The organism is Microtetraspora malaysiensis, assembly GCF_001528665.1.
Classification (GTDB): Bacteria; Actinomycetota; Actinomycetes; order Streptosporangiales; family Streptosporangiaceae; genus Microtetraspora_A; species Microtetraspora_A malaysiensis.
In genome coordinates this window covers 309,492-326,923 of record NZ_BBYJ01000017.1, presented here as the reverse complement: position 1 = coordinate 326,923, position 17,432 = coordinate 309,492, and the positions used below count along the sequence as shown (strand labels likewise).

The window sequence follows — 17,432 nt, the reverse complement described above, 5'->3', positions numbered from 1 at the left end:
TTCGGCGGGCGGCCGGATCAGCCGGCGAGACGGGCGCGTACCGCCTGGGCGACTCGGCCACCTTCTGCACGACCCGCGATCTTCGGGTTGAGGACCTTCATGACCTGCCCCATCGCCTTGGGCCCCTCGGCGCCGCTCTCCGCGATCGCCTCGTCCACCAGGCGGTTCAGCTCGTCGTCGGAAAGCTGCGCGGGCAGGTACTCCTCAAGAACGGCCTGCTCGTCCAGCTCGGCCTGCGCCTGGGCGGCCCGTCCGGCGTTCGCGAAGGCCTCGGACGCCTCGCGACGCTTCTTCGCCTCGCGGGTGAGAACCTTGAGGATCTCCTCATCCGAGAGCTCGCGAGCCTCCTTGCCCGCCACCTCCTCGACGTTGATGGCGGCCAGGGCCATGCGGATGGTCCGGAGGCGTACCTCGTCGCGGGCCTTCATCGAGGCCGAGAGATCGGCCTTCAGCTTGTCCTTCAACGCACTCATGGGGTCCATCTTGCCGCCTCGGCGGATCGGTTCTCGCCTCGTTATCCCTGAGCCGTGGCCCGGGTCGGGCATGATGGCACTGTGAGGAAAGCTGTCACGGTGCCCTTGTCCCTGCTCGGCCTCGGCGTGGCGGGTCTCGGCTACGCGTCCGTCCTGGAACGCAACTGGTTCCGGCTACGGCGCTTCGACGTCCCCGTACTCGCTCCAGGGCAACGGCCGGTCCGGATCCTGCAGATCTCCGACCTGCACCTCACCCCGCGGCGGTCCCGGCTGATCGACTGGGTGCGCTCACTAGCGTCCCTCCAGCCCGACCTGGTGGTGAACACCGGCGACACCCTCGCCCACCCCGACGCGGTCCCGGCCTACATGCGCGCCGTCGAGCCCCTGCTCGACCGGCCCGGCATGTTCGTGTATGGGTCCAACGACCTTTACGCGCCGCGCCCCAAGAACCCCGCCAGGTACCTCTGGCGTACGTCCAAGAACGATGCCCGGCAGACCATCCCGAACCTCCCCTGGGACGAGTTGGGGGCCGCGATGACCGCGGCCGGATGGCTGGACATGAACAACACGACCGCGCGCCTCAAGGTGGGCGATCTGGACGTGCACGTCGGCGGCATCCACGACTCGCACATCGACCGTGACCGGTACGACCTGATCTCCGGTCCCTCCCCCGACGACGCCGACCTTCGGCTGGGCGTCATGCACTCCCCCGAACCGCGCAACATGTCGCGGTTCGCCGCCGACGGCTACCAGCTCCTGCTCGCCGGCCACACCCACGGCGGCCAGCTCTGCATCCCCTTCTACGGCGCCCTGGTGACGAACTGCGGCATCGACCGGGCCCGGGTGAAGGGCCTGAGCCGGCACGAGGCCGCGTGGCTGCACGTGTCCGCCGGCCTCGGCACCTCACCGTACGCGCCGGTCCGGTTCGCCTGCCCGCCGGAGGCGACGCTCCTCACGCTCGTCCCCCGGCGGACCACTTCCTGATCACCGAATCAGCGGATGACACAAGCACGACCAAAGTCCGCTAGACTTTCCGAGGCAAGCAGGGCGCAAGCTCTGTAAGCACCGGGGTGTAGCGCAGCTTGGCAGCGCGCTTCGTTCGGGACGAAGAGGCCGTGGGTTCAAATCCCGCCACCCCGACCCAGAAGTACCAGCTGAGAGGCCGGTTCCGATCTTCGGAACCGGCCTTCTGCATTATCTGAGTGACTACGGCTTCAGAGGGCACGGATCTTCCAACCGAGGCCGCTCCCAGTGGAACCACTCTCGGGGCAGGGTCTCGCGCGGGGCGTTGATGGCCTCAGGCGTCCGGCCACGTAGACCGACGGTACCCCCGCCGGGTTCCCCGGCAAGCCGTTCCCCTCTCTGAACCGACGCTTCACGCGGCCTTGGCCAGGGTGGATCGGTCCTCGCTGGGTGCGTGTCCGGCGGGCATCGCGGGTGCAGTGATGGCTCCTTGGCCGTCGTGGCGCGGCCACAGAAGAAGGGCTCCGGCCGCTCCCACCCCGGCGATGGCCGCGAGGACGGACCAGGCGAGGGTGAAGCCGACGGTCGTGCCGAGCCATCCCGCGATGGGGTAGGTGATCAGCCAGGCCAAGTGCGACAGGGAGAACTGGGCCGCGAACACCTCGGGAATCGCGTTCCGTCCGGCGGAGGCGCGCAGGACCTTGCCGGTCGGGGTGATGATCAGCGCCATGCCCACGCCCATCACGGTCCAGGTGATCGCCGTACCCGTCCAGGTGGTGAGGCCGGCCGCGACGAGCGTGACCGCGGCCGTCGTGCCGCCGACCAGTACGCCGGCGCCGGTCATCATGACGGTGCGGGCGGCGATCCGGTCGAGTAGGCGGGGCAGCACGAGGGCGGCCAGAAGGGTTCCGGTGCCGGAGGCGGCGAGCATCCAGGCGACGTCCGACTGCGAGCCTCCGAGGTCGTCACGGACGTAGTTGACGGTGTTGACGACGACGATCGAGCCTGCGGCCGCGACCACGAGGTTGAGCGCCATGATGCCGCGCAGCCGCGGCGTGGTGAGGAAGGTCCTGATGCCTGCTGCCGCCTTGTCCCAGGCCTTGGTGTGGATGCTGGGGCGGGCGTCGGGGATGCGGGTCGACAGGACGAGCAGGGCGGAGACGAGGAATCCGGCGGAGGTGCCCAGGAACAGGCGGTCGAAGGTCATGAACGTCAGGGCGACGGCGGCCAGCACGGGGCTGAGCAGGCTCTCCATGGTGGAGGCGACCTGGGAGGCGGACAGCGCACGCGTGTAGGCGGACTCGTCGGTGACGATGTCGGGGATGACCGCCTGGAACGTCGGGGTGAACGCTGCCGAACCGGCCTGGAGCAGGCCGATCAGGACGTAGACGTGCCAGACCTCGCTGACCAGCGGCAGTGCGAGGACCACCACGCCGCGGATCACGTCGAGGAGGACGAGGAGGGCTCTTCTGGGGAGCCGGTCGATGTACGCGGCGGCCAGAGGGGCGATGGCCACGTACATGACCATCTTGATGGTCAGGGCGGTGCCGAGGACCGTCCCGGCACGGGGGCCGGCGAGGTCGTAGGCGAGCAGCCCGAGGGCCACTGTGGTCAGCCCGGTGCCGAAGAGGGCGATGACCTGGGCGCCGAACAGGTGGCGGTAGTCGCGGATGGCGAACAGTCGCATGACAGGTTCCTTCCGTGTCCATGCGGCGGGGCGCGGCCCCGGGGCGGAGACCGTGCCCCGCGAGTACAGGCAGGGGTGTTTTCGCTACGCACCGGTGTCGCTCCCCGCTGTGAGGCCGGCGAGGAGGTTGAAGACGCCGGTGAGGATGTTCAGTGCGCCGACGCCGACGACATCGGCGATCGCGCGGTCGCTGCAGCCGTGCGCGCGCAGGGCGGTGATCTGTTCGTCGGTGATCGACGTCGGTTCGCGGTAGATCTGGAGGGCGAGGGCGGTGATCGCCGCGATCGCGGGATCGGCCGAGGTGCCGGTGCGGGCGCGCTCGATCTCTTCCTCGTCCGCTCCCCGGGCGCGGGCGGCGCCAAGGTGGGCGTCGAGGCAGAGCCCGCAGCCCTGCTGTACCTGGACGGCGTTCGAGATCCGTTCGCTGATTCCGCGGTCGAGTTTGGCGCGGCCCATGGCCCGGCTGAGCTGGAGGTAGCCGCCCGGTACGGCCGGCGAGTGGGCCATCGTGGAGACCAGGTCGCCGATCCGGCCATGGCGGGAGACCAGGTCGGCGAGGAGGTCGCGCGAGGCGCCGACCGCCGTATCGGGCGTGAGGGTGGAGAGGCGGGGCATTCCTTGTGCTCCTTCCGTTGGAGGGGGCGGGGGTGTGCGCTCGCGCCATCAGTGGTGTGCGTGGGCGCTGTGGTGCTGGTGGCCGTGGTGGTGGCTGCCGTGTTCGGGTGCGGCGTTCGGCCGGGGCGCGGTCGCGGTCGTGTGCACCGTGAACTCGGCGGTCCGCACGATGCCGTCGTGCTGGAAGTCCAGGTACAGGCGGTAGGTGCCGGCCGAGGGTGCGACGGCCATGAAGGAGATCTCGGGTCCCGGTGCGGTGGTGCCGTCGCCGGGGGCGCCCTCCGGGTGGACGTGGAGGTAGCCCAGGTCGCCGACGCGCAGGGCCACCAGGTGTCCGTAGGCGGCCAGGTAGGGCTGGAGATCGGTGACGGGGTGGCCGTTCCGGCTGACGGTGAGGGTCAGTTCGCTCGCCTCGCCCGGCCGGAGCCCGCCGTCGAGCGTGACGGTGTAGTCGCCGATCTGTGCGATCCCGGCGGCCTCCGGGAGCGGGCGCGGGTCGTAGGCGCCGGCGACCGCGACGTCGGCGCCCAGCGTCAGGGTTCCGGTGTGGCCCGCCGGGTGGATGTCGGTGAAGAACCTCCAGTCGCCCGGCTCCAGCGTTAGCTCGGTGGTCCAGACGCCCTTCTCGTCCCTCACCGGGTGCACGTGCTGGAACCCGGCCGTGTCCCGCCGTACGGCGATGAAGTGCAGTTCCTTCTCGTGCTCGGGCACGAACTCGGTCACGGACCGGCCGTCGGGGCCGGTTACGCGGAAGGTGATCGCCTGCGGGCCCGCGCCGAGGATCGTCGCGTCGAGCTCAAGGGTGTATCCACTCTCGGAGACCGACAGCCCACCGGGCCGGGCTCCGCCGTGGGCGGCGTGGGCGGCGTGGTCAGCGTGGTTACCGTGGGTCGTGTGGTCGTGGCCGGCGTGGTTCGTCATGACAACTCCCTGGGCTCTGATGCGTCTGCTGGCGCCGCCCGTTCGGGCGACGATCAGAACCATATACCCCCTAGGGGTATATGTGGAGTCCCCATGGACGAAATCTCGCGAGGGGCTTGAGAGGAGTGGGTCACGCGCAGTCGCCACGATGCCCCCGTGACGCCGGGGTACGGCCGTCACGCCGGACCGGTCGGCGGAGGCACCGACACGAGCGAGAGGAACGACGCTCTGACTACTCCTGGGAGCCATCTGGGAGCCGACCCGCTCCCCGAACCCTCGCCACACCGCGCAAACCTCATCGAGACCACGCCCCTGACCAGGGCAAATATCATCCGCGCAGGCGAGGCTGGTACCCGAAGCTCATCCGTTGACAGAGGCCGTGGGTTCAAATCCCGCCGCCCCGACCCGAGAGCTGCAGGCCAAGGGCCTGATCGCCGGAGACAGCGGCCAGGCCCTTGATCGTTTGACCGTCATTTGACCGTCGGTCTGAACTGAGCCTCGCCTTCCTCTGGCGTCTATTCCGGCGTGAGTACCAGAACAGCACGAGAGAAGTCCGCTTTCACCAGACGCAGCCGGATTTTGTTGATGCGGCCTGGCGTGCCTGTGGTCAGTGACATTTCTCCCTCATCACGACAGCGCCCGTTGGTGCAGGACCCTTGGACGCTGGTGCTCTCTCCTTGGACGCTCAGCCCGCCCGATGTGCCGTCGATTCGAAGCCTGACCTCATCAGCGCTCACGGATTTGATGGTGATCGTATTTACGCCGAACCGACTGTCGATCTTCAGCCGATCACCAGGCCGGACCTCTACTTCACAGTCCGCCTTCGCACACGCCGCAAGGTCGGTCCTATGGGATGCCACAGGCCGACTTGGGGAGACCCGAGGCGGACTAAGGGAGACCGGGGATGGGCTGGGGGAGACCGGGGATGGGCTGGGGGTCGATGTCAGGCCGCTCGACACGGCGCCGCCACGCTGAGTCGGCGCTCCACCGTGATCGCAGCCGGCGAGGAGCACGGCCATCCCGACAGCGGCAAAACCGACGCGGCCGAAAAGGTTGGACGGGACAGATCTGATCCGCATGGCGCCCTCTCATAATTCGCAAATCGGAATCCGCTCACGCGAGGATCAATGACCATTCGGCAGTCAGCACCTCGACGACGCTGTCCTGGGTCGCCGCCTGAGCGAATGTCACGGATGCATTATTTCTCACCTCGGCGCCGGATCCATTCTTCCCCACATCCGACGGCCACATCGGATACGCATTCAAGCGGTCCGAGGTCACATTTTTCCGATAACGTGAATAATGCGCCAATTCGGCGGCAATTCTGAAATCGGCTTGCGGGGGCTGGCCGGGGCATCAGGCTCGTCGACCGGTTCGACGACCACGCTTCAGAGCTGTGGGCCGATGGCCGAAGCATGTGGACCTCGGCGTCCAACGGGGCGATTCCTAGGATCTCGCGCGCCGCACCGACAGCCACGAGAGTTACGGGGACCAGGGAGACGATGAGGACCGCGTGCGCCCCATGCAAGCGCCCTTCATCCGGTGCGGGCTACGGATCATCGCGTGTCCACCGGGAGTTGGCACGAGACGCTGGCGGCCCGCAACTCTTTCAGATCGGGTACGAGGCGGGGCCGCCCGAGCGGATCGCACCCTCACCGGGCGCGGGCTCGGTGTCAGTCGTCGATCGCCTGGTAGAGGGTGGTCCAGAAGTCGTGGATGAGCCGCGCCGAATCCGGGGTGGACATCCCGACCTGGGTGAGCAGGATTCCGGTGAGCTGCTTGTCCGGGTCGGCGTAGGTCGAGGTGCCGGTTCCGCCGTCCCAGCCGAACTGGCCGTTGGAGGCGTAGTCGCCGCGGTAGGTGCGCACCGCCATCCCGAAGCCCCAGCCGCCGTGCTGCCCTTGGCCGAAGGACACATGGACGTTGTCGCGGGCCATGGCGGTTCGGGCGGCCGTCTGCTCGGGCGTCAGGCGGTGGGTGGTCATCAGCTCGACGGCGAGCCGGGACAGGATCCGTTCGCCGCCGGGGCTGTTGCCGTTCTGACGCCGCCGCTGACCTGCGGCGGACGTAGCCGGCCGGGCATGACCCCGTGGGCGCGTAGTGCGGACGGTCGATGCAAGTGGTGCTCAGCCCCGGACACTGCGGGTCGACTGGGAGCTAGAGGCTGCGGGCGGTGATGTCGCCGTTGGAGGTGGTGGCGTGGATCTCGAGTTCGGCGGTGCCATCGTTCTTGAGGGCGTTGGTGATACGGCCGTGGGTGGTGCCGGCGTCCAGGGAAGCCGAGACGCCCGCGGCGGCGCCGACCGAAATGTCGCCGGACTGCGTGCGGAGCACGACCTTGCCGCCCATGGCCTCGGCGATCCGGATGTCGCCCCTTGCGGTGCTGATCTCCGCGGGACCGCCCAGGCGGCCGACCTCGACGTCGCCGTCGGTCGCGGTGAGGCGGAGGGTTGCGGTCTCATCGATCTTGATCTGGCGGTATGCGCCTTCGAAGGCGACGTCGCCGAGGCGGCCGACGGTCCGGAGTTCGGCGCTGGCCGTCTTGGCCTCGATGCGGGAGCCGGCGGGCAGCTTGACCGTCACCTCGATGGCCCCAGTCGGGCCGAGGTACTGGTGCTTCATCGAGGTCTCGATCCGCAGGACGCCGTCGGCGTATTCGACCGTGGTCTGCTCGGCCGCCTTCACATCACGGCCCTTGGAGGGGCTGGCGGGCAGGACCTCGACGGTGGTGTCGGCCCGGTCGGCGGCGATGAACTGGACGCGTCCGGCGGGGATGTCCAGGACGGCGGAGATCGGGGCGGGGGTGGCGAACTTCTGCATCGTGTGCTCCTTGTGCTGCGGTGTTTCCGACATCACAAACGCTACGTTGCTTTCCAAAGTTGTGCAACATCAACGTTGCGCCGAATCAGCATCCATGCAGGCAGATGCCGGAAAACTGTTGCAACGGTCTTCTCGGTTAACGCAATGACCACCGCTCGATCATTGCAATGCATTGAAACTGAACGCTATGGTGGAAGCCATCAGGGAACACCGAACAGCGCCATGAGACACCCACCACCGTCTTCATGACCTCGGGCCTGCCCAAGATGATGGCCCGAGTGCTGGCCTGCCTCTACACCCTCGACACCGGCAGCCTCACCGCCTCCGAACTCGCCCAGCGCCTCCAGGTCAGCCCGGCATCCATCTCCAAAGCGATCACGTTCCTCGAGAGCATGGACCTCATCCGCCGAGAACGCGACGAACGCCGCCGCGAGCGCTACGTCGTCGACGACGACCTCTGGTACCAGTCCATGATCCGCAGCGCCCGGTCCAACGACCAAGTCGTCGAGGCCGCACGCCAAGGCGTCGGCATCCTCGGCCCCGGCACCCCCGCCGCCACCCGCCTGGAGAACGTCGCCCGCTTCCTCGACTTCGTCAGCGAGGGCCTCATCCGCGCCGCGGAGCAGGCCCGCGAGGTCCTCTACACCAAAACCGGAACAACCTCGGACGGCACCACCAAGCCGAGTTCGGATCACGGACCGACACCCGCCCCGACGGCCACAGCATGAGACGAAGCCGGCCATGCTGTCCTTCCCTGTCCTTGCCGCGCTCGCCGGCAACCCCGAAGTCACGTTCGTACCCCACGAACTCTCCGGCAGCGCCATATCCTTCGTGATCCGAAATAATTGCGCGCTCAGGTCGCTACAGAGATCGCAGCGCCAGCCGAGAGGCCGGTTCCGATCATCGGAACCGGCCTTCTGCGTTCACCCCCTGCCCGCTGTCGCGAAATATCCGGAGATCCACCACTTGCCATCGAGATACCATAGGGGGGTATGGTGTCTTTGGTTGCGACGAGCCCGATGGGAGGGCAGGACATGGTCGGACACACCGGCGCCAAGCGTGATCACGCGATGCGGTTGCGCCGTATCGAAGGGCAGGTCCGCGGCCTGCAGAGGATGGTCGAAGACGACAAGTACTGCAGCGACATCCTGACTCAGGTGTCGGCGGCGACCAGTGCGCTGAAGTCGTTCTCCCTGTCACTGCTCGAAGAGCATCTGGCCCACTGTGTGGCCGAGGCCACGCTCAAGGGTGGTCCCGAGGCCGACGCGCAGGTCAAAGAGGCCTCGGACGCCATCGCCCGACTCGTTCGATCCTGATCGGATCGAAGGAGAGATTGACATGAGCACCGCGCCGTGGCGGCGTCCACTGCGAGCGCGGCCCACAACGAGCACGCAAGCCAGTAGAGATGAACGATACCCCCGGGGGGCACCAAGTGTCTGAGAACGGTTACACCCTCAACCCGCTCACCACGACGATCGAACCGGGCGAGCCGACCGACTTCCACTTCACCGTGAGCGGCCCCGACGGCCGGCCCGTCACCGATTACCAGGTCCAGCATGAGAAGAAGCTCCACTTCATCGTGGTCTCCCGCGATCTGGGCAGCTTCCAGCACCTGCACCCCGAGATGGCGCCCGACGGCGTCTGGTCGGTCAAGCTGACGCTGCCGGAGGCGGGGGCCTACCGGGCCTTCGCCGACGTCGCACCGACAGGCGGTGCGTCCCTGACGCTGGGCGCCGACCTGTCCGCGGCGGGCGACTACGATCCCAAACCCCTGCCCGAGGCCAGCCGTACGGCGACGGTGGACGGATACACGGTCACCCTTGACGGCGAACTGGCGCTCGGGCAGGCGAGCCGGCTCACGCTGAAGGTCGCCAAGGACGGCCGCCCGGTCACCGACCTGCAGCCCTACCTCGGCGCCTACGGCCACCTGGTGGCCCTGCGCGCCGAGGACCTGGCCTACCTGCACGTCCACCCCGACGGCGAACCCGGCGACGGCAGGACCACGGCAGGCCCCGAGATCGTCTTCTACGCCGAAGTGCCCAGCACCGGCGACTACCGCCTGTTCCTGGACTTCCAGCACGAGGGCAAGGTCCGTACCGCCGACTTCACCCTCAACGCCGGTGAGCGGCCCGCCACCCCGCGGACTGCCGCGCCGAGCGGGCACCACCACCACTGAACGAGAAGTGAGAACGCCGATGGCCTCGGTCACCGATGACGGCGGATCGCGGCCGAACTCTCCACCGGCGGCATGACCTGCGCCTCGTGCGCCAACCGCGTCGAGCACAGGCCCAACAAGATGGACGGCGTGTGCCGTCTCACCACTACCTCCTAAATACCCTAGGGGGGTAGGGTAAAAAGACATTGAGGAGGAGACATGCGACGTCTGACCCCGCTGGATCCCGCAGATGCGCCCGAAAAGTCCAGAGAACTGTTGAATGACATCATCGGCAGGAGGGGCAGCGTGGGCGAGATGGTGTCCACCATGGCTCACTCGCCCGCACTGCTGCAGGGATACCTGGACTTCTCGCGCGCGATGAAGCGCGTCAAGCTGCCTCGGGCGCTCAGCGAGAAGATCTCGCTTGCCGTGCAGGAATGGATCGGATGCGGCCTCTGCCGCCAGGCGCACACCGAGGCCGGGCGCGCGGCGGGACTCAGCGAGGCCGACATCGCCCTGGCCAGGCAGGGTACGTCCACCGACGCCAGGGAGGCGGCGCTCATCGCCCTGGCCGTACGCGTGCTGGCCGAGCCGTCGTCGATCACCGATGAGGACGTCGCGGAGCTGCGGAGCCTCGGCTGGAGCGATCGCGTCATAGCGGAGATCGTGGGCATCGTCACTCTCAATCTCCTGACCGGCGCCTTCAACCTCTTGGCGGGCTTGGAGCCCGCGGAGCAGCCCGCATAGAACGTCGAACGCCGCGCCGGATGAGAGCTCAGGGCCGAAGCTCAGCCCTGAGCTCCGCCGTACGGTCGAACCTCGGAACCAGAAGCTCCGGCGAACGCCGGTTGGGCGCTCAACCTCCGAGCGCGGTGAAGTCGTCCGCTGTCAGGCGGATGCGTCCGGCGTCCATGTTCTCCTCCAGGTGGCCGAGAGAACCCGTGCCGGGGATGGCCAGCATCACGGGCGAGCTCGCCAGCAGCCACGCGAGCGCGACCTGGGCGGTCGACGCCCCATGCCGGGCCGTGACCGCCGCCATCGCGGTCGCGTCGATCGGACGGTGTCCGCCGCCGAGCGGGAAGAAGGGCACGAAGGCGATCCCGTCCTTCTCACACTGCGCCAGCAGCTCGGCGTCGCCCCGATCCTGTACGTGGAAGCTGTTCTGCACGGCCGCCACCGGAGCGATCGCCCGCGCCTCGGCCAGCTGCGCGGTGTCGACGTTGCTGACGCCCAGGTGCCGGATCAGCCCCTCTTCACGCAGTTCGGCGAGCGCCGCGAACCGGCCGGAGATCGACTCGCCGCCCGGGCCGCTCATGCCGCCGACCCGCAGGTACACGAGGTCGAGCCGGTCGACGCCGAGACTGCGCAGGTTGTCCTCCACCAGGCCGCGCAACTGGGCCGGGCCCGCCTCGCCGCTCGGAACGCCGCTGGAGTCGAGCAACGGCCCGACCTTCGTCGCGACCACGAGGTCGTCTCCATAGGGGGCGAGCGCCATGCGGATCAGCTCGTTCGCCACCACCCCCGGCCTTCGGTAGAACCACGCCGTATCGATGTGGTTCACCCCGAGCTCGACCGCGCGGCGCAGTACGGCGATGCCCGTCTCGGGGTCGCGAGCGGGTCCCTGGAAGGTGCCGGTCGGGAGCCGCATGGCGCCGAAGCCGAGCCGGCGGACCGGAAGGTCTCCGCCGAGAAGGAATTCACCGGTGAGCGCGGCCGGGGATACCGAGTCTGGGTGCGTGTTCGTCGTCATGCGAGTCAGCCTCGCGCAGATGAGAGGGCGGGCCAACGCGATGGCAACAAGCTGCCATCGCCCCAGAGGCGGCCATAATGGGCGGGTGACAGCCGATCAGGTCATCACCGTCCACGGTGACGCGGAACTCATCGCCCGGGCCGGCCACCTGTTCGCCGGTACTCAGCGCGAGTTCGTGTGCGCGGCCCGCGATCTCGACACGTGGTCCCAGCCTGAGGCGCGCCAGGCGATCGGCCGGCGGATGCGCGGGGCGGACACGTCCGGCATCACGGTCGACAAGCTCGTCAGCCCGGTCGCCCTGGCCGACGAGGCCGCACGGTCGCACCTCCGCGAGGTCGCGGCCAGGGGCGCGCGGGTGCGGATCAGCTCCGCACCGCTGCCACACGAGACGATCATCATCGACCGCCGGGTGATGATCCTCGCCGGACGCGGGGCGCCGGGCATGCGCGAGTTCACCGTGACCACCTCGCCCGTCCTGGTCGACGGGGTGTACTCCCTGTTCCGTGCGGCCTGGGAGACCGCCACCGATCTGGCCGCCTATCTCCGCGGTGACGTGCCGCACCTCGACGCCGGCAGCCGGGCCGTCCTCCGTGCTCTCGGTGCGGGATACACCGACGAGAGCGCGGCGAGACAGCTCGGCCTCTCGTTGCGCACCTACCGGAGACGCGTCGCCGAGCTCATGGCCACGCTGGAGGCCGATTCCCGGTTCCAGGCCGGGGTGCGCGCGGGCGAGCTCGGCCTCACCGGGTAACCGGCCCGGGTCAGGTCTTCCCGGCGCGTGGCCGGCGCAGCAGCAGAAAGGCCCCGACCAGGAGGAGCAGCCCGATCCCGGCACCGGTGCCACCGATGATCAGATATTCGGAATCGATGGGTGGATGCGTGATCGGCGAGTCGGCCGGCCCGTGCCCGAAGTACTTCTCCCCCTTGTACGGCACGGCCCGGACGGCGGACTTCCCCGCCGCCCCGGCGGCGGCGACCGCCGCCGCCGCGTTCACCTGCCCGTAGCCCACCAAGACGTTCCAGCCGCCGGCCGGATGCGTGGCGGTCCGCGTCAGGATGTCCCGCACCTGGCCGGGGCTGAGCGCCGGATTCCGCGACAGCATCAACGCCGCCACCCCGGCGGCATTGGCGCACGCCGGGGACGTGCCGGCGACCATGCGGTAGCCGCCGGTGTTCTGGGCGCTGTAGATATCCACGCCCGGGGCCGCGATCGCGGTGTAGGAGTGCACCTGCGAGAACTCGGCGCGACCACCGTCCGGCCCCGACGCCGCCACGCCGATCACCCCGGGATAGGCGGCGGGATAGGACACGGCGTTGTTCGCGTCGGCGTCCAGGATGTCGGTCGAACCGCCGTTGCCCGAACTGGCCAGGAGGACCACGCCCTTGGCGATCGCATAGTTCACCGCGGCGGCCGTGCCCTTCTCGTAACCCGAGAAGATCGCCCACTCGTCGGTGCCGAGGGACATCGAGATGACCTTGGCTCCCTTGTCCACGGCGTACCTGATGCCCCTGGCCACCGACTGGCCGGCCTTGCGGCTCTGCGCGTCCCGCTTGAGCTCCTTCGCGGCCTTGCGCGCGGGATCATCATGGTCGTAGATGACGCGCACCGACAGGACGCGCGCCCGGGGAGCCACGGTCAGCACATCGGACGCCATCGAGGTCCCGTGCGCTCCCCAGTACGCCATGCCGGGACGGGCTCCGCCGCCGATGAAGTCGGGGCCCGTGGTCACCCGCCCCTTGAGCGCGGGATGCCCGGCCATGACACCGGAGTCGAGGACGGCGACCGTGACGCCATCGCCCTGCGCGACCCTTTGTGCCTCGGGCAGGCGCATGGCCGCGATTTCCCAATGCGGTGCCGCAGCCGCCGTCGCGGGCGACGCCGTACCGGCGACGAGGAGGAGGAGAGGGGGGAGCAGAGGAGCGAGCAGGCCCGCGCGTTTGCGGATCATCGTCGCGCTCCCGCTTTGGAGATCAGGTCGCTCAGCCGCCACGCCACCGTCGCCGCCAGTCCATTGGCGGTTTCGCCCCAGGGTGATCGGTCCTGCCGCTGGCTGTCCGCCTTGCGCCCCCAGGGTTGCGGAAGCCGTCCGGCCGTCCGGCCGTCCGCGGGCCCGGCCGTGACCACCGCGATGGAGTGTGCGTCCAGGTCCATCACCGGATATCCCCCGTTTCCGGCCCGTGCGCCGTCGTTCCACTTCGTTCCGGGAGCGGCGAGGGCGTGTACCGCGTGGTCCGGCCGTTCTCCAGGCAGCTGGCCCATGAGATCGACCGCATCGCTCTTGGCCTTCTCCTCCTTGAACGTGACGATGGCGATCGTCGCCGCGGTGCCGCCCGTAATGTCCAGGTAGGTGGCACGCACGGCCGCCACGCAGCCGCTCTTCGCCGCCATCTCGGCGAGCTTCCCGGACAGCGTCTTGTCGCACGAGGTCTCCGGCGAGACCGCGACCCGCCTCCAACCACGCTCGCCGCTCGGGTCGCCCAGCTTCTTCTCCGGACCCTGCAGGCCGATCTCGGCGGGGAGCAGCGACTCTACGGGCACGTTGCGCCACAGGTTCTCCCTGTACGCCTTGTTGGGGATCTCCTGCCGGCTGTTCGAGACCGCGTGGGCGAGCACACCGCCGCCGCCCAGCAGGACGAGGAGTCCGACTCCGGCCGCCAGGATCCCGCCCACTATCCGCCCCGCACCGCGCCGCGGCCTCTCGTCACCGCCCGGCGGTGGCCCCGGAGGGTGCGGCTGGTACATCCCCGGCTGCGGTGGCCCAGAAGATTGGTACGTTCCTGGCGGTTGGTACATCCCGGGCGCCTGGCTGGGGCCGGGTGGTGGATAGGAGGGGGTGTACGGAGGCTGCCCGGGGTTCGGCGGGTACGCGGGCGGGCGGTTCGGGGACGGTGGGTATGCCATACCTCTCCGGTTGTGCGTGCCGTATGGCGAGGCCGCTCACGTCTACAACGCTCGGCCCCCGACCGGGACGTGGAGCGGTACCGGCGCACGCCGAATACACCCCCTGCCCCGATCATCACATTCGGCACTATAGTCACCTTCCTCCCCATCACCGATGGCCACATTTTCGACCGTCATTTTCGTGATCGACGGCCGGCGCCCACTAAGGAGCGCACCGATTTCCTTCGTTCCGGGTTTGACCTTGCCCCAGGGGCAAGGTCCGACGATGGCCTGCATGAACGACAACGCGCTGCGCACCGTCGAAGCCCAGATCCGCGAGCAGGCCGCCACCTACTGCAACGTCCCCGGGTTCGTCGCCGGCGTCTACCACGCCGGCGAGCAGATCGTCGTCGCCCACGGCACCGCGAACGTCGCCACCGGCGCACCGATGCGCGACGACACCGGATTCCTCTTCGGCTCGGTCACCAAGGTCCTGACCACCACGCTGGTCCTGCAGCAGGTCGACCGCGGGCTGCTGGACCTCGACACCCCGGTGGTGAAGCACCTTCCCGAATTCGCCCTGATCGCGCCGGGCGCGGCGGGCAAGATCCTGATCCGCCACCTGATCTCCCACACCAACGGCATCGACGCGGACCTGTTCTTCCCCGACGCCAAGGGCCGCGACGCCCTGAAGACCTACGTCAACGGCCTCGCGAGCAACTGTGGCGCCCTGTTCGAACCCGGCGAGCAGCTCAGCTACTCCAACGGCGGCATGATCGTCGCGGGCCGCCTGCTGGAAGTGGTGACCGGCATGCCCTTCCCCGACCTGCTCGAACGCGATGTCTACGCCCCCGTCGGCATGAGGGAGTCCAGCACCTCAGCCGAGCAGGCCATCCTGCGCAGCACGGCCGTCGGCCACTTCCTCGACCCCGAGACCATGGCGGCCAAGCCCACAGGCATGTTCACGCTGCCCGACACCTGGGGGCCGGCCGGCGGCACGCCGATCGGCACCATCGCCGACCTGCTCGCCTTCGGACGCACCCACCTCGCGGGCGGTGTGTCCCCGTCCGGCGCGCGCGTCCTGTCGGCCGAGTCAACCGCCCTGATGCAGCAGGTCTCGCACGACATGGCGACCCCGAACGTGCCGCCGATGGGCCTCGGCTGGGTGCGGTACCCGTTCGGCGACACGACTGTCCTCGCCATGTCGGGCGCGTCTCCCGGCGGCGTGTCCATCCTGTGTGTCGTGCCCGAACACGACCTGGTCTTCGCCGCCTTCGGCAATACCCCTGGGGCGATCATGCTGCAGGACCAGATCCTGCAGCGGCTCCTGAGTGAGCATCTCGACGTCCGGATCCCCACTCTGGTCACCGAAATGGAGCAGGACGTCGACCTCACCCCATACGTGGGCACGTACCGCTCCAATCAGCTCCGCATCGACGTCAGCATCGTCGACGGTCAGCTTGAGGAGCGGACGACCTATGAACCGGCGGACGAATGGCAGAAGCGGATCTTCACCGAGTTCGCCGGCGGCATGACCTCCGCCCCGCCGCAGCGCTACGTGCCGATCCGGCCCGGCCTTTTCGCGCCCGCCGGATACCCACAGGAAACGTTCGACGGATACCTGCGGCTGCTGCTCGTCTCCTACCACGACGTCCGCGACGGCCAAGCGCGCTTCCGCAACGGCGGCGGCCGCCTGACCCGACGGGCCTGACCGTTCCGAACGACCTGACCACCGAGTGGAAGGATGCCCAGCATGATCACGATTGGCCAGCTCGCGGACTACGCCGGCGTGACCACCAAAGCCGTCCGCCACTATCACGAGCGCGGTCTGCTGGCCGAGCCCGGCCGCGACTCGTCCGGCTACCGGCGCTACACCGCCAAAGACGCCGTCGACCTCGTCAAGATCAGGACCCTGGCCAACGCGGGCGTGCCACTGACCCGCATCAAAGACCTTCTTGACGCCGACCAGGACACGCTCACAGCAGCCATCACCGAGATCGACCACAATCTCCACGACCGCATCGCGCAGCTGCGGCGAACCCGCGATCAACTCGCCCAGCTGCGCGGCGGCGACCGGCTCTTCGTTTCCCCGGAAGTCGCCGACTATCTCGACGATTTGCGCGAACTCGGCGTGAGCGAGCGCCAGACGCACCTGGAACGCGACGGCTGGATCCTCATGCAAACAGCCTCACCCGAGGACGCCTCCGTGTGGATCGCCGAAAAACGCGAGCTCATCGCCGATCCCGAGTTCCGCGCCCTCTACCTCGAACATGACGCCGCCTACGACTGGTCGCCGGACGATCCCCGCCTCCCCGCCCTCGCGGACCGTACCCGGACCTGGTTCGCCAGTCATCACAGCCGATCCGAGACCCGCCCCGTCCACAACCCGGCCATCGCCCGGTTGGCGGCGCAGTCGCAGCCCGGAGCCTCATCCCCGGCTTGGGACCGCCTCGCCCAACTTATGAAGGGCTAGCTTCGATTTCGCGTGCCGCTCGGTAGGGAGGGCGTACGGGACCGAGCAGAGACCGACCGGCCGGCTCATTCAGTCCTGACACCTCTCGGCGAGGCGGCGCAGCCCGGCCCGGATGCGCTTTTCGCCGAGTTCGGGCAGCAGCGCGCTCACGTGCTCGGCCGCCAGTGCGGCGAGCAGGGCGTGCGCGGCGTGGTCCGGGTCGGGTACGCCGTCCAGCAGGATCGCCACATGCCGGTGCCAGAAGCGGTAGGCCCCGATCCGGTACCGGGCGCCGGGCGCCGCGGTCTCCGACACCCGCACCAGGTCCAGGTGTTTCAGCAGGTAGTCGAGGTAGGCGTCGACGAACGCGGTGAGCCGCTCGGCGGGCGGCGCGCCGGGGCCCAGCGGCGGCGGGCCGTGCAGGATCGCCTCCTGCAGCACCCGCTCCCGTGCGTCGAGCAGCGCGACGGCCAGGCCCGACTTGTCACCGAAGCGGCGGAACAGGGTGCCCTTGCCGACCCCGGCCGCCGCGGCGATCTGATCCATGGAGACGGCGGCCACCCCGTGCTCGGCGAACAGCCGTTCGGCCGCCTCCAGGACGGCGGCCCGGTTGCGCGCGGCGTCGGCGCGCTCCTTGGGCGGCGGGGTGCGGAGCAGCTCCAGTGGGATTGCAGAACCGGACCGCGGTCCGCTATCGTCGCGAGACATAACCGGA

General features: G+C 69.0%; 18 protein-coding genes, 1 tRNA gene and 1 pseudogene. 9 read left to right on the top strand and 11 right to left on the bottom strand.

The features are described from left to right. Positions 1–17 precede the first annotated feature (17 nt). A complete protein-coding gene (locus tag AWQ71_RS23140) occupies positions 18–473 on the bottom strand; it encodes a GatB/YqeY domain-containing protein (RefSeq protein ID WP_067136841.1) in 456 nt (151 codons plus the stop codon). 81 nt (positions 474–554) lie between these two features. On the opposite strand from AWQ71_RS23140, the gene AWQ71_RS23135 reads away from it, so the two are divergent. Both AWQ71_RS23135 and AWQ71_RS23130 read left to right on the top strand, forming a co-directional pair. Then, on the top strand, positions 555–1,457 hold the full coding sequence (locus AWQ71_RS23135; RefSeq protein WP_067136529.1) for a metallophosphoesterase: 903 nt from the start codon (positions 555–557) through the stop codon (positions 1,455–1,457). An 82-nt stretch (positions 1,458–1,539) separates the two neighbouring features. Then, positions 1,540–1,613: transfer RNA gene (locus AWQ71_RS23130), tRNA-Pro, on the top strand. 235 nt (positions 1,614–1,848) lie between these two features. Here the strand turns inward: AWQ71_RS23130 and AWQ71_RS23125 are convergent. The 6 genes from AWQ71_RS23125 to AWQ71_RS23105 form a co-directional block, all read right to left on the bottom strand. Beyond that, positions 1,849–3,123: an MFS transporter gene (locus tag AWQ71_RS23125; protein WP_067136527.1), complete on the bottom strand. Its 1,275-nt coding sequence runs from the start codon at positions 3,121–3,123 to the stop codon at positions 1,849–1,851. An 84-nt stretch (positions 3,124–3,207) separates the two neighbouring features. Further along, the gene (locus AWQ71_RS23120) at positions 3,208–3,738 is read right to left on the bottom strand and encodes a carboxymuconolactone decarboxylase family protein (RefSeq protein ID WP_067136525.1); all 531 of its coding nucleotides are present in this window, start codon (positions 3,736–3,738) and stop codon (positions 3,208–3,210) included. 48 nt (positions 3,739–3,786) lie between these two features. After that, complete coding sequence (locus tag AWQ71_RS23115; protein ID WP_067136523.1) at positions 3,787–4,659, bottom strand: DUF8832 domain-containing protein; 873 nt, start codon at positions 4,657–4,659, stop codon at positions 3,787–3,789. Positions 4,660–5,174: 515 nt separating this feature from the next. Continuing rightward, positions 5,175–5,396: a hypothetical protein gene (locus AWQ71_RS41850; protein ID WP_157570503.1), complete on the bottom strand. Its 222-nt coding sequence runs from the start codon at positions 5,394–5,396 to the stop codon at positions 5,175–5,177. Between the two features lie 936 nt (positions 5,397–6,332). Beyond that, positions 6,333–6,668 (bottom strand): serine hydrolase, encoded by a 336-nt coding sequence (locus AWQ71_RS23110; protein ID WP_245658435.1) that lies wholly within the window; start codon positions 6,666–6,668, stop codon positions 6,333–6,335. A gap of 148 nt (positions 6,669–6,816) precedes the next feature. After that, positions 6,817–7,479 carry a DUF4097 family beta strand repeat-containing protein gene (locus AWQ71_RS23105; protein WP_067136519.1) on the bottom strand — a complete coding sequence of 221 codons (663 nt, stop codon included), beginning with the start codon at positions 7,477–7,479 and terminating at the stop codon, positions 6,817–6,819. Positions 7,480–7,703: 224 nt separating this feature from the next. On the opposite strand from AWQ71_RS23105, the pseudogene AWQ71_RS23100 reads away from it, so the two are divergent. The 4 genes and pseudogenes from AWQ71_RS23100 to AWQ71_RS23085 form a co-directional block, all read left to right on the top strand. Then, positions 7,704–8,207: pseudogene (locus AWQ71_RS23100) on the top strand (GbsR/MarR family transcriptional regulator); the annotation flags it as partial. 306 nt (positions 8,208–8,513) lie between these two features. Continuing rightward, positions 8,514–8,795: a metal-sensitive transcriptional regulator gene (locus AWQ71_RS23095; protein ID WP_067136840.1), complete on the top strand. Its 282-nt coding sequence runs from the start codon at positions 8,514–8,516 to the stop codon at positions 8,793–8,795. A gap of 116 nt (positions 8,796–8,911) precedes the next feature. Next, entirely contained in the window at positions 8,912–9,655 is a 744-nt protein-coding gene (locus tag AWQ71_RS23090) for a DUF8832 domain-containing protein (protein WP_245658420.1), read from the top strand. A 198-nt stretch (positions 9,656–9,853) separates the two neighbouring features. Next, a complete protein-coding gene (locus AWQ71_RS23085; protein ID WP_067136517.1) occupies positions 9,854–10,381 on the top strand; it encodes a carboxymuconolactone decarboxylase family protein in 528 nt (175 codons plus the stop codon). Between the two features lie 109 nt (positions 10,382–10,490). Here the strand turns inward: AWQ71_RS23085 and AWQ71_RS23080 are convergent, their stop codons facing one another. Continuing rightward, on the bottom strand, positions 10,491–11,384 hold the full coding sequence (locus tag AWQ71_RS23080; protein ID WP_067136515.1) for an oxidoreductase: 894 nt from the start codon (positions 11,382–11,384) through the stop codon (positions 10,491–10,493). 85 nt (positions 11,385–11,469) lie between these two features. Here AWQ71_RS23080 and AWQ71_RS23075 point away from each other — a divergent pair, with 85 nt between their 5' ends. Beyond that, on the top strand, positions 11,470–12,135 hold the full coding sequence (locus AWQ71_RS23075; protein ID WP_157570502.1) for a helix-turn-helix domain-containing protein: 666 nt from the start codon (positions 11,470–11,472) through the stop codon (positions 12,133–12,135). Positions 12,136–12,145: 10 nt separating this feature from the next. On the opposite strand, the gene AWQ71_RS23070 is transcribed toward AWQ71_RS23075, so the two are convergent. Beyond that, positions 12,146–13,333: a S8 family serine peptidase gene (locus AWQ71_RS23070; RefSeq protein ID WP_067136507.1), complete on the bottom strand. Its 1,188-nt coding sequence runs from the start codon at positions 13,331–13,333 to the stop codon at positions 12,146–12,148. Further along, entirely contained in the window at positions 13,330–14,055 is a 726-nt protein-coding gene (locus tag AWQ71_RS23065; protein WP_067136505.1) for a hypothetical protein, read from the bottom strand. Before AWQ71_RS23065 ends, AWQ71_RS23070 begins: the two co-directional genes overlap by 4 nt. A gap of 505 nt (positions 14,056–14,560) precedes the next feature. Here AWQ71_RS23065 and AWQ71_RS23060 point away from each other — a divergent pair. Then, complete coding sequence (locus AWQ71_RS23060) at positions 14,561–15,976, top strand: serine hydrolase domain-containing protein (RefSeq protein WP_218001916.1); 1,416 nt, start codon at positions 14,561–14,563, stop codon at positions 15,974–15,976. Between the two features lie 42 nt (positions 15,977–16,018). Then, complete coding sequence (locus AWQ71_RS23055; protein ID WP_067136501.1) at positions 16,019–16,738, top strand: MerR family transcriptional regulator; 720 nt, start codon at positions 16,019–16,021, stop codon at positions 16,736–16,738. A gap of 69 nt (positions 16,739–16,807) precedes the next feature. Here AWQ71_RS23055 and AWQ71_RS23050 read toward each other — a convergent pair whose 3' ends face one another. Continuing rightward, entirely contained in the window at positions 16,808–17,425 is a 618-nt protein-coding gene (locus tag AWQ71_RS23050; protein ID WP_174550750.1) for a TetR/AcrR family transcriptional regulator, read from the bottom strand. Positions 17,426–17,432 lie beyond the last annotated feature (7 nt).

What these genes read in the sequence shown, in the direction of transcription:
- AWQ71_RS23080 (WP_067136515.1), bottom strand. Translation starts at nt 11,384, where the DNA reads ATGACGACGAACACGCACCCAGACTCGGTATCCCCGGCCGCGCTCACC.
- AWQ71_RS23060 (WP_218001916.1), top strand. Translation starts at nt 14,561, where the DNA reads ATGAACGACAACGCGCTGCGCACCGTCGAAGCCCAGATCCGCGAGCAG.
- AWQ71_RS23095 (WP_067136840.1), top strand. Translation starts at nt 8,514, where the DNA reads ATGGTCGGACACACCGGCGCCAAGCGTGATCACGCGATGCGGTTGCGC.
- AWQ71_RS23140 (WP_067136841.1), bottom strand. Translation starts at nt 473, where the DNA reads ATGAGTGCGTTGAAGGACAAGCTGAAGGCCGATCTCTCGGCCTCGATG.
- AWQ71_RS23050 (WP_174550750.1), bottom strand. Translation starts at nt 17,425, where the DNA reads ATGTCTCGCGACGATAGCGGACCGCGGTCCGGTTCTGCAATCCCACTG.
- AWQ71_RS23115 (WP_067136523.1), bottom strand. Translation starts at nt 4,659, where the DNA reads ATGACGAACCACGCCGGCCACGACCACACGACCCACGGTAACCACGCT.
- AWQ71_RS23055 (WP_067136501.1), top strand. Translation starts at nt 16,019, where the DNA reads ATGATCACGATTGGCCAGCTCGCGGACTACGCCGGCGTGACCACCAAA.
- AWQ71_RS23070 (WP_067136507.1), bottom strand. Translation starts at nt 13,333, where the DNA reads ATGATCCGCAAACGCGCGGGCCTGCTCGCTCCTCTGCTCCCCCCTCTC.
- AWQ71_RS23105 (WP_067136519.1), bottom strand. Translation starts at nt 7,479, where the DNA reads ATGCAGAAGTTCGCCACCCCCGCCCCGATCTCCGCCGTCCTGGACATC.
- AWQ71_RS23085 (WP_067136517.1), top strand. Translation starts at nt 9,854, where the DNA reads ATGCGACGTCTGACCCCGCTGGATCCCGCAGATGCGCCCGAAAAGTCC.
- AWQ71_RS23125 (WP_067136527.1), bottom strand. Translation starts at nt 3,123, where the DNA reads ATGCGACTGTTCGCCATCCGCGACTACCGCCACCTGTTCGGCGCCCAG.
- AWQ71_RS23120 (WP_067136525.1), bottom strand. Translation starts at nt 3,738, where the DNA reads ATGCCCCGCCTCTCCACCCTCACGCCCGATACGGCGGTCGGCGCCTCG.